The following is an 18,367-nucleotide window of genomic DNA, read 5'->3' on the forward strand; positions in this document are numbered from 1 at the left end:
GGTGATGGACGAGCTTCTTTCCAAAGTGAAAGCCAACCTTATCCTGGAACACACGGCGGATGATGAGCCGCTGAAAGGCTACATCACTGCCGCTGTTTCTTACGCCGAAAGCTACCAGCACATCCCGGAGGGCTATTACACGGAGAACCCTATGCCAGCCACCACAGAGCAAGCCGTCATCATGCTGTCGTCCCACTTCTATGAAAGCCGGGACGGCAGCACGGGCGGCTTCTTTGCGGATAACACCGGAGCGGCGCAGCAGGTGTGGAACACCGTCAATCTGCTGCTCCGCTTGGATAGGCGGTGGCAGGTATGAGCTTTGGAAAAATGAACGGCTTTGCCGACATCGTGGAAAGCCGTCAAGTCAAGGACAGCGAGGGCTTTACCCATTCCGAGGATGAAGTCCTCGCTTCCGTCCGTGTGTACCGGGAAGGTCGGCACGGCAGTCAGCGGTGGGCAAACCTCGCTGCATTCAGTGAAGCGACCGACCTGTTCCGCTTTCGATGTATTCCTGGGCTGACGGTCACTACCGACCAGTTTCTCATCTGCGATGACTGTCGCTACGACATTATGTCCGTGGAGGATGTAAAGGGGCGTGGGATGTACATTGAGTTGCTGGCAAAGAAGGAGGTGCCGACCGTTGGCTAAGTGCGATATGAAAATGCCGGAGGATTTCCTTCTGAAGATATCCAAGCTCGGCAGCAACTTTGACAGCGTGGCAGATACCGTCCTGCAGGCCGGTGGCGAGGTCGTGCTGAAAAGGGTCAAGAGCAATCTTTCCTCCGTCATTGGCAGAGGGACAAAATTCAAATCCCGCACCACGGGCGAACTGGAAGGCGCACTCGGCCTTTCGCCCTCCAAGCTGAACCGGGACGGCAACCACGACATCAAGGTCGGTTTTGCCGAGCCACGCTCGGACGGCGGCAGCAATGCCAAGCTGGCCAACATTCTCGAATACGGCAAGCACGGTCAGCCCGCAAAACCGTTTCTGAAACCTGCGAAAACGGCATCCCGGCAGGAATGCATCGATGCCATGACCAAGGCGCTGGATGAGGAGGTGGAAAAGCTGTGAGTCTTCTATCCGATTTACAAACCATCGCCGAGCATTGCGGTGTTCCAGTGGAAACGGGTGTGTTCTCCGGCAAAGCCCCGGACACCTATTTTGTGATAACCCCGCTATCGGACAACTTTGAGCTTCACGCCGACAACGCTCCCGGCTGTGAGACACAGGAGGCACGGCTGTCCCTCTTCACAAAGGGCAGTTACACCAAACTGAAAAATGCACTCGTCCGAGCCATGCTGGGTGCGGATTTTTATATTACCGACCGCCGGTACATCGGCTTTGAGACCGAAACCGGCTATCATCACTACGCCATTGATGTGGCGCAAATCTACGAACTGGAGGAATAAGTTATGGCGACTATCGGTCTTGACAAACTGTATTACGCAAAAATCACCGAGAACGACGCCGGTGAGGAAACCTACGGTACGCCGTCCCAGCTTGCCAAAGCCATCTCCGCTGACCTTTCGGTGGAACTGGCAGAGGCGACGCTCTATGCCGATGACGGCGCTTCGGAGATCGTGAAGGAATTCAAATCCGGCACACTCTCCCTCGGCATTGACGATATCGGCTCTGCGGCGGCATCCGACCTCACGGGTGCGACTATTGACAAGAACAAGGTGCTGATTTCCGCATCCGAGGACGGCGGCGACCCTGTGGCGGTAGGCTTCCGTGCCAAGAAGTCCAACGGCAAGTACAAGTATTACTGGCTGTACCGCGTGAAATTCGGTATTCCGGCGACGAACCTTGCCACCAAGGGCGACAGCATTACCTTTTCCACGCCGACCATTGAAGGCACCATTCTGCGCCGCAACAAGGCAGACGCAGGCGGCAAGCACCCGTGGAAAGCGGAGGCACTGGAGGGCGATGTGACCGCTGCGACTATCACGAACTGGTATAAGGAAGTCTATGAGCCGACCTATACCACGACACCCGAAAAACAAGGTTAACGGAGGTAACGCACAATGGATAACGAAAGAACCGCAGTTATCAACATCGGTGACGAGGAGTACACGCTGCTCCTCACAACCAAAGCCACCAAGGAGATCGCCGGTCGCTATGGCGGGCTGGAAAACCTCGGCGAGAAGCTGATGAAGTCCGAGAACTTTGAAATGGCCATCGGAGAGATCGTGTGGCTCATCACGCTTCTGGCAAATCAGAGCATCCTCATTCACAACCTCAAGGATAAAGAGCATCCCAAGGAGCTGCTCACCGAGGATGTGGTGGAGCTTCTGACCACGCCCCTCGACCTTGCCGATTACAAAACCGCCATTACGGAAGCTCTCTACAAGGGCACCAAGCGGAATGTGGAAAGTGAGAAAGACGCAAAAAACGCGCAAGTCGGGTAACGGTCTCCGATGCGGAGCTGTTTACCCGGCTTCTTTATTACGGTCTTGCCCACCTGCATCTCAGCCAAGATGAGGTGTGGCTGATGCCGTTTGGACTTCTGCTGGATCTGTGGGAGTGCCACAAACAGTATAACGGGCAGGCTATTCCTGCTCACGAACACTACATTGACGATATTATCCCGGATGACATTTAAGGAGGTGACGGTAAATGGCAGACAGTTTCGGACTGAAGATCGGTCTTGAGGGCGAAAAGGAGTTCAAAAAAGCGCTGGCGGACATCAACCAGTCCTTCAAGGTGCTCGGCTCCGAAATGAAGCTCGCCACCTCTCAGTTCGATAAAAATGACAAATCCGTGGAGGCTCTCGCCGCACGGAATAAGGTGCTGCGAAAAGAGATCGATGAGCAGACTACAAAAATCGAAACTCTTCGTAAGGCTCTGCAGAATGCCGCCACCTCTTTCGGAGAGAACGACCGCCGCACCCAGAACTGGCAGATCCAACTCAACAATGCCGAAGCCGCCCTCAACGATATGAATCGTGAGCTGGACGAGAACGAGAAAGCCATCAAGGAGGGCGGCAAGGCTGCGGAGGAATCCGGCAGTAAGTTTGAAGGCTTCGGCAAGGTTCTCAAAACCGTAGGTGTGGCACTCGGTGCCGTGGTTGTTGCCGCAGGTGCCGCCGCCGTGAAGCTCGGAAAAGAGGTCATCGCTGCCTATGCAGACTACGAGCAGCTGGTCGGCGGCGTTGACACCCTGTTCAAGGACTCCTCGCAGGAGATCCAGCGGTATGCCGCCAGCGCATACAAAACGGCGGGACTCTCTGCCAACGAGTACATGGAGACGGTCACAGGGTTCTCTGCAAGCCTGATCCAGTCCCTCGGCGGTGATACCGAGAAGGCCGCAAAGTATGCGGACATGGCAATTACGGATATGTCCGACAACGCCAACAAGATGGGTACGGATATGTCCTCCATTCAGAATGCCTACCAGGGCTTTGCCAAGCAGAACTACACGATGCTCGACAACCTCAAGCTGGGCTACGGCGGCACAAAGCAGGAAATGGAGCGCCTGCTTGCCGATGCGGAGAAGATATCCGGTGTCAAGTACGACATTTCCTCCTACGCAGATGTGGTGGAAGCCATCCATGTCATGCAGGAGAGCATGGACATTGCCGGTACGACCGCAAAAGAAGCCGAAGCCACCATTTCCGGCTCTGTCAATGCACTGAAATCCGCCGTGTCGAACCTTATCGTAGGCTTCGGTGATGCGGATGCTGACATGGAACTGCTGTGCAACAACATGGTGGATGCCTTCAAGACCGTGGTGGCAAACATCACCCCGGTCATTGAAAACATCGTGGCGGCTCTGCCCACGGTGCTGGATGCTCTGCTGACGGCTGTGGGTGAACTGCTGCCCACACTGCTGGAAGCGGTCACTGAGCTATTCTCGCAGGTGCTGGAAACGCTACTGTCCTTGCTTCCGCAGCTTATCCCGGCTGCGGTGTCCGCACTTATGACCATCGTGAACACGCTGATCGAGAATCTGCCCCTGCTTATCGAGGCAGCGGTGCAGCTGGTGTCTACACTTGTGACCGGCATTGCGGATGCACTGCCCACGCTCATCCCGGCAGCGGTGCAGGCTATCGTCACCATCGTACAAGGACTGGTGGACAGCCTGCCGATGCTCCTTGACGCAGCCTTACAGCTTATAACAGGGCTTGCCCAGGGACTATTGGACGCACTGCCCGTGCTGATTGCAGCTCTGCCGGAGATCATCAACGGTATCATTACCTTCTTACTGGATTCGATTCCTCAGATTATCGAAACAGGCATTCAGCTTCTGACCTCGCTGGTGACTGCATTGCCGGAGATCATCACGGCAATCGTGGAAGCTATCCCGAAAATCATTGACGGCATTATCAATGCTGTGCTGAATGCGATACCGCTCATTATTCAGGCAGGCATCGACCTGCTGATTTCTCTCATTCAAGCCCTGCCGCAGATCATCACGACCATCGTGCAGGCGATTCCGCAAATCATCTCCGGCATTGTCAATGCTCTGGTCGGAAACATCGATAAAATCATCATGGCAGGTGTGCAGTTGTTCGTTGCGCTGATTGAAAACCTGCCTACCATCATCGTGGAGATCGTCAAGGCCGTGCCGCAGATTATTGCGGGCATCGTGAAAGCCTTCGGCTCTCTGATGTATAAAATCGTAGAAATCGGCGGCAACATCGTCAAGGGACTGTGGAGCGGTATTACCCAGCTTGCCTCGTGGCTGTGGGATAAAGTGTCCGGGTGGATCTCCTCCATCTGGGACGGTATCTGCGATTTCTTCGGTATCCATTCACCCTCGAAGGAGATGGCATGGGTCGGTGAAATGCTGGTCAAGGGTCTTGCAGGCTCCATTGATGACAACGGCAATGAAGCGGTCAAAGCCGCAGAAGGCATGGCAGAGGACATCAACGGCGTTATGGGCAACCTTGCCCACGATATGCAGACGGCTCTGCCTACTGATTTTGATGTGAACGGCTCGATCCGCTCTGCCGTGGACGGTGTGGTCGGAAAGGCGGCATCCGCTTTCACCATTGCCCTGAACATTACGAACTTCAACAATTACAGCAGTGAGGATATCCGTCAGCTCACCTCCGAAGTCATGGAAACGGCAAACCAGTTTGCCCAGCGGAAAGGAGTGGTATTCGCATGACCTATTTTACCTACAACGGCCGCAGTTCCGCTGATTTCGGTCTGCATATCGAGAAGAAGGACGTGTTCTCCGCACCGGAGTACGATGCGGAGTTCATTTCCATTCCCGGCAGGAGCGGTGACATCATCAATCCGAACCGCCGCTTTGCAAACATCAAGGTTACTTACACGGTGTTCCTCGCTCGGAAGAATATAGCCGCACTTGCCGCTGTCCTGCGGGACATTAAGGGCTGGCTTTATTCCGAGCCGGACAGATACCACGAAATCACCGACTCTTACGATGCGGAGTATTTCCGCTACGGTGTCATCTCCGGCAATCTGGACATTGAGGAGCAGCTAAACAAGGTCGGCTGCTTCACCGTGACCTTCAACTGCAAGCCCTACAAATACAGTTTCGCGGGACAAAAGGTTTTAGCATCCGGCACCAGAAGGTTGTCTGTAACCAATCCCACCGCTTTCACAAGCAAACCGTACATCAAAATATATGGAGGCGGCACAGTACGGCTTATGATTCAGCCGGAGGGCGAAGGTACGAACCTGTGGACGATTTCAGAGGTCGACGAAACCATCGAAATTGACAGCGAACTTATGAATTGCTTTAAGGATACCACCCTCAAAAATGATACCGTTACCGGCGAAGGTTTTCCGGTGCTGAAGCCGGGAACGACCACCATCGCCTGTGCAGGAAATGTGCAGCGGATCGAGGTCATTCCGAGGTGGTGCTGTCTGTAAGGTCGCTCCCGATTGTAAGCGGTAGAAAAATTCAAAAAGGTATGGTATACTGTTTTTAAGTGAGGACGACAAGTCGAAATTTGCAGGTGTGATTGATGAGAATTGTAGAAGTTACAGAAAACAAAAAACAATATCTTGATTTGCTCCTATTGGCAGATGAGCAGGAAGATATGGTTGACTGTTATCTCTATAAAGGTAAAATGTATGTTCTTGATGATGACGGAGTGAAATGCGAGTGTGTCGTAACGGACGAAGGGAATGGAATTCTTGAAATTAAGAATATCGCTACAGTTCCCCCATTTCAGCGAAAAGGCTATGCCAAAGCGCTGATTGAATTTCTTATTGAAAAATACCGCAGACAATTTTCGATACTGCAAGTGGGAACCGGCGACAGCCCGTTGACGATACCCTTTTATGAAAAATGTGGCTTTGTACGCTCGCATACCGTGCCAAATTTCTTTACGGATCATTATGATCACCCGATATATGAGTGTGGTGTACACCTTGTAGATATGGTGTATATGCAAAGACCTCTATAAAACCAATTCCAGTTTGTCGAGCTACAAGTAAATCATTTATACTCAACCACCAGGGAGAAATCCCCGGTGGTATTTTTATGCCCGGAAGGAGGTGGTTTTCATGATCCCGGTGCTTTATTTGCCCAACGCTGCGGACTTTTCCTCATTCGGTCTTGGTGTGCTGACGGACACTGTTTCCTGCGAAGTCACCGAAGAGCGAAACGGTGTGTTTGAGTGTCTGCTCAAATACCCGGTGAGCGGTCAGCACTATGGGCTTATCACCAAGGAGTGCGTCATCAAGGCAAAGCCCAACGATACCGCCGCCGACCAGGCATTCCGTATTTACCGCATCACGAAGCCCTTAAACGGCATCGTCACCATCTACGGTCAGCACATCTCCTATGACCTTGCCAATGTGCCGGTGTTGCCTTTTTCGACGGAGAGTCGCTCTCCGCAGCTCATTCTCTCGCAGCTCCTTGCCGGAGATACACGCTTCACGGGCTGGACGGACTACTCGGATGCAAAGGCGTTTTCCGTCACGCAGCCGAAAAGCGTCCGTGCCTGCCTCGGAGGTACGGAAGGCTCCATGCTCTCCAAATGGTACGGCGAATTTGAGTGGGACAACTTCACGGTAAAGTTCCATTCGCACCGTGGGCAGAAAACCGGCGTGGTCATTGAATACGGAAAGAACCTCACCGCATTGGAGCAGGACGAAGACAACAGCGGAGTGTATACCGCACTGCTCCCGTATGCCGTGTACACCCCGGAAGGCACGGACACCGAAACGGTAGTCACGCTGCCGGAGGTCACGCTCCCCATTGTGACTTCGGAGATCGTCCGGGCGAAAACGCTCATCATGGATTTCTCCGACCAGTTTGACGGAGTTGTGGCCGAGGAAGCCCTCAGAGCCAAAGCCAACAGCTACATCAAGGCAAATCCGCTGGGAGCGACCATTCCCACGGTGAAGGTGTCCTTTGAACCGCTCTGGAAACAGCCGGAGTATTCGGCATTGTTGGAGCGGGTCAGCCTCTGCGATACCGTCACCATTCGGCACTCGCTGCTGGGTGTCAGCGTGTCGGCTATGGTCATTGAAACCGTGTATGACACCCTCGCCGAGCGGTACAAGAGCATTTCCCTCGGTCAGAGCAAGTCCAGTATGATCACCACCATTTCCGAGGTGCAATCAACGGTTGATAAGGTGGAATCCACGGTAGGACGCTTTCCAAAGCTGCTCCAAACCGCCATCGGCAAGGCCACCGGGCTTATCACCGGCCAGAGCGGCGGCTATGTGGTCATTCACACCAGCGAGGAAAACGGACAACCTTATGAGCTGCTCATTCTGGACGCTCCCTCTATTGACGATGCCGTGAATGTCTGGCGGTGGAATGTGGGCGGTCTGGGCTTTTCCCATAACGGCTACAACGGCCCCTACGAAACTGCCATCACGGCAGATGGTCAGATCGTTGCGGACTTCATCACCTCCAGCTCTCTGGTAGCAAACATCATCAAGGCAGGCGTTATCCAGTCACAGGATGGCTCGTCTTATTGGGATTTGGAGAGCGGCGAGGTCGTGCTTCGTGCCTACGCCACCAGCAAGGAGGTCACCGAGGTCAGCGACCGCATTACCACCATCGAGGAGCAGAAAATGCTCCGGCTTGTCATCATCTCGTCCAACGGGAACATCTTCAAAAACGGCAATGTGAAAACGCTGCTTTCCGCCAAGGTGTACTCCTGGGATGAAGACATCACCGACACGCTGGATGCCAACCAGTTTATCTGGACAAGGGTGTCGGAAGATACGGAAGCGGACAAAGTCTGGAATGAACAGCATTTCGGCGGCGCAAAGTCCGTGGTCATCACCGGTGCGGATGTCAAAGTCCGCGCCACTTTTTATTGCGACCTCATCGACACCACGACCAGGCAGAGCCTGTTATAACGGAGGAATTCACTATGGCAACCACAGAACCCACAACAGAAACCGGAACAGCGTCCGTTTCTGATACAACAACTTCAAAGGAGGCTTCTCACATGAGCAAAGCACAAGGCCAGTTTACCATCATCGACTACAATGACGCACTGACGCTGACGGGGTACATCGGCTCGAACCTCGCCAAGACTCAGATGTATAACCCCGACAACGGCAGTTACACCCCGGACTGGAAAACGAAGAACCTCGTTCTGACACCCAGTCTGTATGTCATCGGCACCACTGCCGACCAGATCGCCACCGCCAATGTCACCTCGGTCAAGTGGTATGTGGGCGACAGCAACACCGCCATTACCGCAGGTACGAACTACGGACTGAGTGGTGCCAAGAGCCACATCCTCACGGTCAAGGCCAATGTCATGGCGGAGCTGCCCGGTATCGACTACCGCTGCGTCATCACCTACAAGGACGAAAGCACCGGTTTGTCGCTGACCCATCCGCTGACCATTTCCTTCTCCCGTGTGGTCAACGGCTCCGGCATCGTTGACCTGCTGGTCACCACGCCCAACGGAAATGTGTTCAAGAACGAGGAGGTCGCCAGTCTGACCGCCAAGGCCGAGCTGTGGCGTGGCTCTACGGTGGACACCACCAAGGTCAGCTACAAGTGGGCGGTCATGGACGCTTCCGTCACCGCTACTTCTTCCACCGGCTATGATGCAGACTTCGGCATCGGCTGGCGCAAGCTCTCGGATACCGCCGACAAATACACCGGCACGGTCACCAATACCCTCACGGTCTACGCCGCAGCGGTGGACAGCTACGCCGTGTTCAAGTGCTGTGCCCAGGACACAGATTCCGCATCGGCTTCTTATAACACGAAGTTTTTCGATGTGGCGACCTTCATCGACAACTCCGACCCGTTGCAGATCATCGTCACCTCCACGGGCGGCGATGTGTTCAAGAACGGCCAGGGTACGACCGTGCTGACCGCCGTCTGCTACCAGGCGGGCTCCGAGGTGGATGCGGCCGGGAACGGCAGTTACACCTGGACGAAGTACAACAAAGACGGTGTTGTCGATACCTCTTGGGGTACCAACGGCAGCAAGACCGGCAAGACCCTGTCGGTGTCCAGCGCCGATGTGGATACCAAGGCAACCTTTATGGTCGTTGTGGCGCTTTGAGGAGGTGGTGAGATGATCGCATCAGCACAGTTCACGATTATCAGTCTCTGCGATGTGGTCACCTCGGACACGCCGCCGGAGAACCCCTATGAGGGGCAGCTCTGGGTGGATACTTCCGTGACCCCGCCGGAAACGAAGATATGGGACGGAAATGAATGGATGGTGCAGAACGACATTGAAACGATCCGCACCACCATTTCCATTCTGACCGAGAAGGACGCACAGTTCCAGCAGACCATCGACGGGCTGAACAGCTATGTGGCGACCCTCACCGAAACCGTGGAAACGGTGTCCAACGACCAGGGCGTCCTGGAGGAACGGGTGCTGAACTCCGAAAGCCGTGTTTCGGAATTGGAACACACGGTGGATGGACTGTCCGTCACCATGCAGGAGCAGTACATCGGCGGCATCAACTATGTGCAGAATTCCTCTGGGCTGAACGGCATAACGGACGATTGGAGCTACTCCGGTACGGTAAAAACAGATACCTCCACCGATACCCAGAACAACACCATTTCCGACTCCTGCTTTGTGCTGGGCGCATACTCCTCGTTGTCGCAGTACATCCGAGGGGTGGTCCCCGGCACTTATACGATCTCGGTTCGGGCAAAGAAAACCTCGACCATGTCCGGGTATTTCTATGTAACCTACAACGGGAACAAAACCAAGTACCTGTTCAATAAGTCCACGGCGTTTGACTGGACGGATTACTCCGTAACGCTCACGGATGTGACCGACCCCACGTTGCGTATTTACTGCTACTGTCGGGATGCGTCCATTTATCTCGCCGACATCATGATCTCCGAAGGAGCGATTCCCCGAAAGTGGACGCCTGCTCCCAACGAGATCTACACTCAGGAGGTCAAGATCGACAAGCGGGGCATCGAGGTAACCAACAGCGCATCGTCCCAGCGGACGGTCATCACAAACACGGAGTTCGCCGGTTACTACAACGACGAGGTGATCTTCACCCTGAACAAGGACGAAACGCAGACCAAGAAAACCACGGTGGACGGCGAGCTGACCGTGGGCAAAACGAAGTTTGTCCCGATGCCGACGGCGTCCGAGGGGCTGAACATCGTCATTCTGGATTAAGGAGGGAAAGCTATGGCAACTTGGAAAAGTGCAGCATACGATGGGCGCTATCTTCAACTGGACATTTCAGAAAGCGTGAATGTGGTCGGTAACAGCTCAACACTTTCCTGGACGCTGACCTCTACCGGTGGCGCATCCACTTACTACACCATTGACACGACCACTGTAACGATCAATGGTACGACCGTATACTCAAAGGGCCGTACCTATTGGGATGACCGTGTTTTCCCGGCAAAGAAAGGTTCTGTCAGTGGCACGATTACTGTAGCTCACAACAGCAACGGCAGCAAAACGATTGCGGTCGGATTCTCGACCCGTGTTTATATCTACGGTTCACAGGAATACGGCGGCAGCATGACGCTGACTACCATTGACCGCTCTGCTCCCACAGTTACATTCAGTACATCGAATGTCACGGCAAACGGGTTCAAAATCTCCGCGACATCCTCGGCCACGGCGGACGTCTGGCAGTACAGTACAAACGGCGGTTCGAGCTGGACGCAGTTCTCAACGACGGCATCCACCAGCGCCAGCGTAACATTGTCCTCGCTCTCACCGAATACAAGCTACACGGTGAGGGTCAGAGCAAGGCGGCAGTACAACCATGTCTACGGCACTTCCGGCAGTTCCACGGTCAAGACGCTGGGCGGTGCTGTGGTGAATAGTGTCAACACGGTGACGGCGGACAATGCCACGGTTTCCATTACCATCAATGTGACCGTGTACGAAGCCTCCTACACCAATACGCTGGTGCTCAAAAACGGCAGCGCGACCATCCTGACTATTTCCGGGCTTTCCTGGTCGAAGGGCACGGCGAACCGCACGGTCACGCTGACATCGGCGCAGAGGACAACGCTGTTGAACGCTATGGCGTCCATCAAGTCGTTCACAGGTACCTTTGCGGTTTCGTCCTACAGCGGGTCTACGCAGATCGGCAGCACCTCAAGCAAGACCGCCACTGTACTGACCACGGCAACCAATTCTGCTCCAACCATAAGCGGATTCACTTATGCCGACAGCTACACGACCACGAAAAACCTCACAGGCAACGACCAGCTATTCGTTCAGAACTACTCGACCCTCAAGGTCACGCCCGGAACGGCAACTGCAAAAAACGGTGCCAGTATTTCCAACTACACAGCTTCCTGCAACGGGCTGTCATCCTCTAACACTACCGGCTCTGCCTTATCTGTTGGAAAGATCGCCAAGTCCGGCAGCGTAACGGTCACGCTCACGGTCACGGACTCCCGCGGTTATACCGCCAGCGTTTCCCAAACTATTACGGTCATCCCATACGCAAAGCCGAAGGTGTCCTCGGTGACGCTCCGACGAACCAACGACATTGAAGCGGAAATGCAGCTCAAATTCAGTGGCTCTATTTCTGCTGTGACCGTAGACGGGACGCAGAAAAACAGCGTGGTTTATGTGCGGTATCGTTACAAGAAAACCAGTGAGAGCAGCTACGGCAGCTACACCAGCATCTATTCCGGCACGACAAAAAGCGGAACCTCTTTCAGCTACTCCAATTTGGAACTGTGCAATCTGGATGCCAACAGTTCCTACGACTTCCATTTGCAGATCCAAGACAAGCTCTATTCTTTGAGCAGTCTGGATCTGTATTTTACTGTCCCGCAGGGTACGCCGCTCATTGCGCTTCGGAAAAAGAAGGTCGGCATCAACACGCCGGAGCCACAAGCCATGCTGGATGTTGCCGGAGATATGCGGGTGGATGGCTCACCCCTTGCGGATTTTGTCATTCAGCAAGGGACAAGCGGCATCTGGAATTACCGTAAATGGAAAAGCGGTACAGCGGAATGTTGGGGTCAGTATTCCTTTACGACCGCCATTTCGACGGCATGGGGCGTGCTCTATGAGAGCGGAGCAATTGCGCTCCCTAATTTTCCATTTACCTTCGCGGAAATTCCCCATGTCCATATCTCCACGGAGAACAGCAATTACGCCATGTTTGTGGAGCGAGGCAGTTCGAGTAGCTGGTCTACAACGACCAACCCCGGAAAGATATTTGCCGTAAGACCAAATACGGTACCATCGGCAACCTACAAGGTATCAATCTATGCCATCGGAAAAGTGTGACGCTCCGGCGTCACTTTTTTCATACACAAATTCAACTTTCAAAGGAGGACAAACAACATGAAAGAATTCTGGACGACCATTCAGGTGGTGTTCGCCGGTATCGGCGGCTGGCTCGGATGGTTCTTGGGAGGATGTGACGGCTTGCTTTATGCGCTTCTGGCTTTCGTGGTCATCGACTATGTGACCGGCATCATGTGCGCCGTGGTGGACAAGAAGCTGTCCAGCGAAGTCGGATTCAAGGGCATTTTCAAAAAGGTGCTCATCTTCGCTCTGGTCGGCATCGGGCATATTCTCGACACCCGCGTCATCGGCAGCGGCTCGGTGATGCGTACCGCCGTCATTTTCTTCTATTTGTCGAATGAGGGCGTGTCCCTGTTGGAAAACGCCGCATACCTGGGACTGCCTATTCCGCAGAAGCTGAAATCCGTTCTGGAGCAGCTTCATGACCGCAGTGAAAAGGAGGATGAATAATATGGCTTACACAAACAGTTCCCTGGTGTCCTACACCAAACTCAGCCCGAACCACTCCGGGCAGCGTACCCACAGCATTGACCGCATCACGCCGCACTGCGTGGTGGGTCAGTGCAGTGTGGAAACGCTGGGCAACATCTTTTTGCCGACCTCACGGCAGGCAAGCAGCAACTATGGCATCGGCGTGGACGGTCGGGTCGGGATGTATGTGGAAGAGAAAAACCGCTCCTGGTGCTCCTCCTCCGCAGCCAACGACCAGAGAGCTATCACCATCGAGTGTGCCAGCGACAACACCGAGCCTTACGCTTTCAAGGATGTGGTGTACAAGAGACTCATCGAGCTTTGCACCGATATCTGCAGGCGAAACGGCAAAACCAAGCTGCTCTGGCTGGGCGATAAGACCAAGACGCTGAACTACACTCCGAAGTCTGACGAGATGGTTCTGACCGTCCATCGCTGGTTTACGAACAAATCCTGCCCCGGCAACTGGATGTATGCCCGTATGGGCGATCTGGCATCCAGGGTCACGGCAGCTCTCGGCAGCGAGGTGAAGCCGGTCGAACCGACCCAACCCACCGGCACAATCAAAGCTGGCGACCTCGTGACCATTACGGGCAGTACCTACTACAACGGCAAATCCATTCCCGGCTGGGTGAAGAAGCTCTGCTGGTATGTGGTCGAGGTCAGCGGCGACCGTGCCGTCATCAATAAGGATGAATCCGGCAGGTACGCCATCATGTCGCCGGTCAAGACCTCTGCGCTTGCCGTGGCAGGCACGAAACCCGCCGGGGACTACCGCATCCACACAGTGGTGCATGGTGACACCCTCTGGGCAATCGCCAAGAAGTATCTCGGCAACGGCAGCCGCTATAAGGAAATCGTCAGCCTGAACGGGCTGAAAAGCAATGTCATCTACAGCGGCATGAAGCTGAAGATTCCGAATAAGTAAATCGAACCTATCACACGCCCTCTGCGGATTTTTCCGTGGAGGGCGTTATTTTTTTTGCCCATTTTACCCTGACAAAAGTGCCTTTTCTCTGGGTATAGCGAGAAACGCTATTTCTCAGGAATGAGGTATCAATCACACTATGACAGACACGGAACGCTCACGAATTGTGGAACTCCAACACCAGGGCTACGGGTATAAGAAAATATCCGCTATAACAGGGCTACCGCTAAACACTGTAAAGTCCTTTTGCGCCAGACATCCTGTGCAGATCAAAGAGATGCCGGACTCAAATGCCCTGTGCCGAAACTGCCTGGCTCCGCTTGAGCAGACACCGCATAAACGGAAAAGGATGTTCTGCTCCGATGCCTGCCGAATGGCGTGGTGGAACGCACATCCCGAAAGAGTGCAGCGAAAAGCGTACTACACACTCACTTGCCGACATTGCGGGAAGCAGTTTGAAAGCTATGGCAACAGCCATCGGGTGTTCTGCTCCCGTGACTGCTATTTGAAATTCCGCAGGAAGGAGGCCGACCATGAGTGATTACGATAAGCGTCTGTTTGCCTACCAGATGGCGATGGCACTCGCCCGGAGTATGCGTTCCAAGGGGCTGATATCAGCCAAAGAGTACGCTAAGATCGATACAATTATAGCCAATAAATACGGTATATCTTCGTGTAGTATATTCCGCTGAAATCACTGGATAAATCGTGTTTTTAGAGGTAATATGTCACACACCAAAGGGAGGTGAACCACATGAAGAGAGTAGTAGAAAGGGTCGATGCCCTAATTCCCGCACAGCCGAGAGCTTTGCGTGTTTGCGCTTATGCCCGTGTTTCCACAGGAAAGGATGCCATGCTGCATTCACTGTCCGCGCAAGTCAGTTATTACAGCAAAATGATTCAGAGCCACAACGGGTGGATGTACTGCGGCGTTTACAGCGATGAGGCTGTGACCGGCACAAAAAGAGAACGAGCCGGGTTTCAGCACATGATTGAGGAGTGCCGCCAAGGGAACATCGATCTTGTTATTACGAAGAGCATATCCCGTTTCGCCAGAAATACGGTGACGCTTCTTCAGACTGTCCGAGAGCTGAAAAGCCTGGGTGTAGATGTGTTCTTTGAAGAGCAGCACATCCACACCATGAGTGCGGACGGTGAGCTGATGATGACCATCCTGGCGTCCTACGCACAGGAAGAGAGTTTGTCAGCCAGTGAAAATCAGAAATGGCGTGTCCGAAAAGCCTTTGAAAACGGAGAAATCATCAACCTCCGCTTTCTGTTCGGCTATGACATCACACCGGACGGCATAAGGGTGAACGAGACGGACGCTGCCATCGTCCGAGAGATATTTGCACGGTTCAACGGCGGCGAGAGCATGAGTTCCATCTGCCGTGACCTTGATGCCAGAGGACATAAAGGCGTTCTCGGCGGCACATGGTGTGCGGAGCGGATGCGGAATACCTTATCCAATGAAAAGTACCTCGGCAATGCACTCCTGCAAAAGCAATACCGCAACAACCACATTGAAAAGAAACTGTTACCCAATCGAGGAGAGCTTCCGATGTACTATGCTGAGGGAACGCATGAGCCAATCATCGACCAGGCAACATTTGATAAGGCACAGGAGCGGCTCAGAATACTGGCGCAACAGACTTCCAACCGCAAAAAACCGACTCATTCAGCTTTTTCGGGGCTGATTCACTGCGGACTGTGCGGCAATACCTATAAGCGCGTAACTTACCGCAAAAAACACTACTGGAATTGCACTACATTCCAGACAAAAGGAAAATCCGAATGTGCTGCAAAGCGGATTCCAGAAGAAACGCTCGAAGTCCTCACCTGCGAGGTGCTGGGAGAGGGCAGCATCGACAGCGATATGGTCAGAAGCAAAATAACGGCAATCAGAGCAGAGAAAAACAATGTGGTCGTGTACTGCATGGACGACGGTTCTGAAATCGTTAAACGATGGAAAGACCGCTCCAGAGCAGAAAGCTGGACGCCTGAAATGAAAGAAAAGGCACGGCAGCGGGCATTACAGGCAAGGAGGAAAAAGGAATGAACAGAACAGCAGCACGGTCGGTCACAGTCATTCCGCCGACCATCAATCCGCTGACGCACCTTTCCAGGGTGGCTGTACAAAAACGGCGGGTCGCAGGATACGCAAGAGTGTCCACAGACAGCGATGAGCAGTTCACCAGCTACGAGGCACAGGTGGATTACTACACGCAATACATCAAACGCAATCCCGAATGGGAGTTTGTTAAGGTTTACACCGACGAGGGCATTTCCGGCACGAATACCAAGCATCGCATCGGCTTTAATGAAATGATCGCCGACGCCATGTCCGGTAAAATCGACCTCATCGTCACAAAGTCGGTCAGCCGCTTCGCCCGAAATACGGTCGACAGCCTGGTTACCATCCGCAAACTGAAAGAAAAAGGCGTAGAAGTCTACTTCGAAAAAGAGAACATCTACACCTTTGACGGCAAGGGCGAACTGCTGCTTACTATCATGTCGAGCTTGGCACAGGAAGAAAGCCGCTCCATATCCGAGAATGTTACCTGGGGACAGAGAAAACGGTTTGCCGATGGAAAGGTCAATCTCCCATACAAGCAGTTCCTCGGCTATCGCAAAGGAGCGGACGGTTTTCCAGAAGTCGTTCCGGATGAGGCAATCGTTGTCCGCCGGATTTATACTCGATTCATGGAGGGGTTGACGCCGGGGGCCATTGCAAAGGAACTGACAGCAGATGGAATTCCGACTCCATCGAGAAAACAACGCTGGCAGACCAGTACAGTGGAAAGCATCCTTCAAAACGAGAAATACAAGGGCGCTGCACTCCTTCAGAAATGCTTCACGGTCGATTTCCTCACAAAAAAGAGGAAGGTCAATGAGGGCGAGGTGCCGCAGTATTATGTGGAACACAGCCATGAGCCGATAATTACGCCGGAAGAGTTCGACAAAGTTCAGACGGAGCTTGCGCGGCGCAAGCAGATCAGCCGCCAGTACAGCGGAAAGAGCATTTTTTCTTCCCGCATCGTCTGCGGGGACTGCGGCTCCTACTTTGGCTCGAAAGTCTGGAACTCGACCTCAAAATACCGCAGGGTCATCTGGCAATGCAACGGCAAATTCAAGGGTGAGCACAAATGCGAAACGCCGCATCTGGACGAGGAAACCATTAAAGCGCGGTTCGTGACCGCCCTTAACGCTATCATCGAAAGCAAAGACAACATCCTTGAGGATTGCCGATTGATGCAAGCCACCCTGACAGACTGTACAGGCATTGATACAGAAATCGAGAGTCTGCTTGAGGAGATCGATGTGGTGACCGAACTGACAAAGCGTTGCATTGCGGAGAATTCGCAAACGGCGCAGAATCAGGAAGAGTACGCCGCACGGTACAATGGGTTTGTGGAGCGGTACGAAAAAGCCAAGGCACAGCTTGAGCAGCTCCGCGCCACAAAGGCGGCACGGGAAGCCCAGGCAGAAGCCATCGGAGCATTTATGTTCGAGGTGCAGGAATTGGATGCCCTCACCGAGTTTGACGAAAAGCTCTGGTTGACAGTCATTGACACAGTGACCGTTCACGCCGACGGACGAATGACCTTCAAATTCCAGGGTGGTAAAACGCTCACTTCTTATTGACAATTCTCTAAATATGCTGTATAATCGGTATATACCGTAAACAAAGGGGACATATCTATGCCAAGACCGCCACGGTGCCGTCGGATTTGTGGCGCACCACAAGTTGAGACATTCTGCCCCGACGGATGTGGGGATAGTGAGCCGATCCTGCTGACGCTGGACGAGTACGAGGTCATTCGGCTGGTTGACTTAGAGCAGCAAACCCACGAGCAGTGTGCCGCGCAGATGGATATTTCCCGCTCTACCGTGCAGGAGATTTACGAAAGCGCACGGCGCAAGATCGCAGCGTGTCTTGTCCACGGGAAACCGCTGCACATCACCGGGGGAAACTACCGCATCTGCGGAGGACAGGAGGCAGCCCACTGCGGCCGCTGCTGCCGGATGCAGAGAGCCAACACAGAAAAATCCAACAAAAATTGCAAAGGAGATTCCATTATGAAAATTGCAGTTACCTATGAAAACGGTCAAATTTTTCAGCATTTCGGCCACACTGAACAGTTCAAGCTTTATGAAGCTGCAGACGGCAAAGTTATCCATGCGGAAGTCGTTGATACCAATGGCAGCGGTCACGGCGCACTGGCAGGCTTTCTGATGCAGAACGGCGTGGACACTTTGATTTGCGGAGGCATCGGCGGCGGTGCGC

Annotated in this window: 20 protein-coding genes; all 20 read left to right on the forward strand. The window is 53.5% G+C overall.

All coding sequences use genetic code 11. The features are described 5' to 3' along the window. Positions 1 to 4 precede the first annotated feature (4 nt). Complete coding sequence (locus ACLU24_RS10260; RefSeq protein ID WP_412612428.1) at positions 5 to 316, forward strand: head-tail connector protein; 312 nt, start codon at positions 5 to 7, stop codon at positions 314 to 316. Continuing rightward, positions 313 to 648 carry a head-tail adaptor protein gene (locus tag ACLU24_RS10265; RefSeq protein ID WP_412612429.1) on the forward strand — a complete coding sequence of 112 codons (336 nt, stop codon included), beginning with the start codon at positions 313 to 315 and terminating at the stop codon, positions 646 to 648. The genes ACLU24_RS10260 and ACLU24_RS10265 overlap by 4 nt, the downstream gene beginning before the upstream one ends. Then, positions 641 to 1,072 carry an HK97-gp10 family putative phage morphogenesis protein gene (locus tag ACLU24_RS10270; RefSeq protein ID WP_412612431.1) on the forward strand — a complete coding sequence of 144 codons (432 nt, stop codon included), beginning with the start codon at positions 641 to 643 and terminating at the stop codon, positions 1,070 to 1,072. Before ACLU24_RS10265 ends, ACLU24_RS10270 begins: the two co-directional genes overlap by 8 nt. After that, a complete protein-coding gene (locus tag ACLU24_RS10275) occupies positions 1,069 to 1,410 on the forward strand; it encodes a hypothetical protein (RefSeq protein WP_412612432.1) in 342 nt (113 codons plus the stop codon). The genes ACLU24_RS10270 and ACLU24_RS10275 overlap by 4 nt, the downstream gene beginning before the upstream one ends. Before the next feature lie 3 nt (positions 1,411 to 1,413). Beyond that, the gene (locus ACLU24_RS10280) at positions 1,414 to 2,010 is read left to right on the forward strand and encodes a major tail protein (RefSeq protein ID WP_412612434.1); all 597 of its coding nucleotides are present in this window, start codon (positions 1,414 to 1,416) and stop codon (positions 2,008 to 2,010) included. A 15-nt stretch (positions 2,011 to 2,025) separates the two neighbouring features. Next, entirely contained in the window at positions 2,026 to 2,409 is a 384-nt protein-coding gene (locus ACLU24_RS10285) for a hypothetical protein (protein WP_412612436.1), read from the forward strand. 208 nt (positions 2,410 to 2,617) lie between these two features. Further along, positions 2,618 to 5,113 carry a phage tail protein gene (locus ACLU24_RS10290; RefSeq protein ID WP_412612437.1) on the forward strand — a complete coding sequence of 832 codons (2,496 nt, stop codon included), beginning with the start codon at positions 2,618 to 2,620 and terminating at the stop codon, positions 5,111 to 5,113. Beyond that, positions 5,110 to 5,844, forward strand: coding sequence for a distal tail protein Dit (locus ACLU24_RS10295; RefSeq protein WP_412612439.1), 735 nt, complete (start codon positions 5,110 to 5,112; stop codon positions 5,842 to 5,844). Before ACLU24_RS10290 ends, ACLU24_RS10295 begins: the two co-directional genes overlap by 4 nt. Positions 5,845 to 5,939: 95 nt before the next feature. Beyond that, on the forward strand, positions 5,940 to 6,383 hold the full coding sequence (locus ACLU24_RS10300; protein WP_412612441.1) for a GNAT family N-acetyltransferase: 444 nt from the start codon (positions 5,940 to 5,942) through the stop codon (positions 6,381 to 6,383). Between the two features lie 100 nt (positions 6,384 to 6,483). Then, a complete protein-coding gene (locus tag ACLU24_RS10305) occupies positions 6,484 to 8,298 on the forward strand; it encodes a phage tail spike protein (RefSeq protein WP_412612442.1) in 1,815 nt (604 codons plus the stop codon). 14 nt (positions 8,299 to 8,312) lie between these two features. Continuing rightward, entirely contained in the window at positions 8,313 to 9,470 is a 1,158-nt protein-coding gene (locus ACLU24_RS10310) for a hypothetical protein (RefSeq protein ID WP_412612443.1), read from the forward strand. Between the two features lie 12 nt (positions 9,471 to 9,482). Next, complete coding sequence (locus ACLU24_RS10315; protein WP_412612445.1) at positions 9,483 to 10,565, forward strand: hypothetical protein; 1,083 nt, start codon at positions 9,483 to 9,485, stop codon at positions 10,563 to 10,565. 12 nt (positions 10,566 to 10,577) lie between these two features. Further along, positions 10,578 to 12,659 carry a DUF859 family phage minor structural protein gene (locus ACLU24_RS10320; protein WP_412612447.1) on the forward strand — a complete coding sequence of 694 codons (2,082 nt, stop codon included), beginning with the start codon at positions 10,578 to 10,580 and terminating at the stop codon, positions 12,657 to 12,659. A gap of 57 nt (positions 12,660 to 12,716) precedes the next feature. Then, positions 12,717 to 13,130: a phage holin family protein gene (locus ACLU24_RS10325; protein WP_412612448.1), complete on the forward strand. Its 414-nt coding sequence runs from the start codon at positions 12,717 to 12,719 to the stop codon at positions 13,128 to 13,130. 1 nt (position 13,131) lies between these two features. After that, a complete protein-coding gene (locus ACLU24_RS10330) occupies positions 13,132 to 14,079 on the forward strand; it encodes a peptidoglycan recognition protein family protein (protein ID WP_412612449.1) in 948 nt (315 codons plus the stop codon). 362 nt (positions 14,080 to 14,441) lie between these two features. Beyond that, a complete protein-coding gene (locus tag ACLU24_RS10335) occupies positions 14,442 to 14,588 on the forward strand; it encodes a hypothetical protein (protein WP_412612450.1) in 147 nt (48 codons plus the stop codon). A 24-nt stretch (positions 14,589 to 14,612) separates the two neighbouring features. Continuing rightward, positions 14,613 to 14,771 carry an SHOCT domain-containing protein gene (locus ACLU24_RS10340; RefSeq protein ID WP_177716864.1) on the forward strand — a complete coding sequence of 53 codons (159 nt, stop codon included), beginning with the start codon at positions 14,613 to 14,615 and terminating at the stop codon, positions 14,769 to 14,771. A 62-nt stretch (positions 14,772 to 14,833) separates the two neighbouring features. Then, entirely contained in the window at positions 14,834 to 16,138 is a 1,305-nt protein-coding gene (locus ACLU24_RS10345) for a recombinase family protein (RefSeq protein WP_412612451.1), read from the forward strand. Next, positions 16,135 to 17,724: a recombinase family protein gene (locus ACLU24_RS10350; protein WP_412612452.1), complete on the forward strand. Its 1,590-nt coding sequence runs from the start codon at positions 16,135 to 16,137 to the stop codon at positions 17,722 to 17,724. The genes ACLU24_RS10345 and ACLU24_RS10350 overlap by 4 nt, the downstream gene beginning before the upstream one ends. Before the next feature lie 57 nt (positions 17,725 to 17,781). Next, positions 17,782 to 18,367: DUF134 domain-containing protein (locus tag ACLU24_RS10355; RefSeq protein ID WP_412612453.1), on the forward strand; the 586-nt coding region annotated here is incomplete at its 3' end.

The organism is Pseudoruminococcus sp. (genome assembly GCF_047012705.1).
Taxonomy (GTDB): Bacteria; Bacillota; Clostridia; order Oscillospirales; family Acutalibacteraceae; genus Pseudoruminococcus.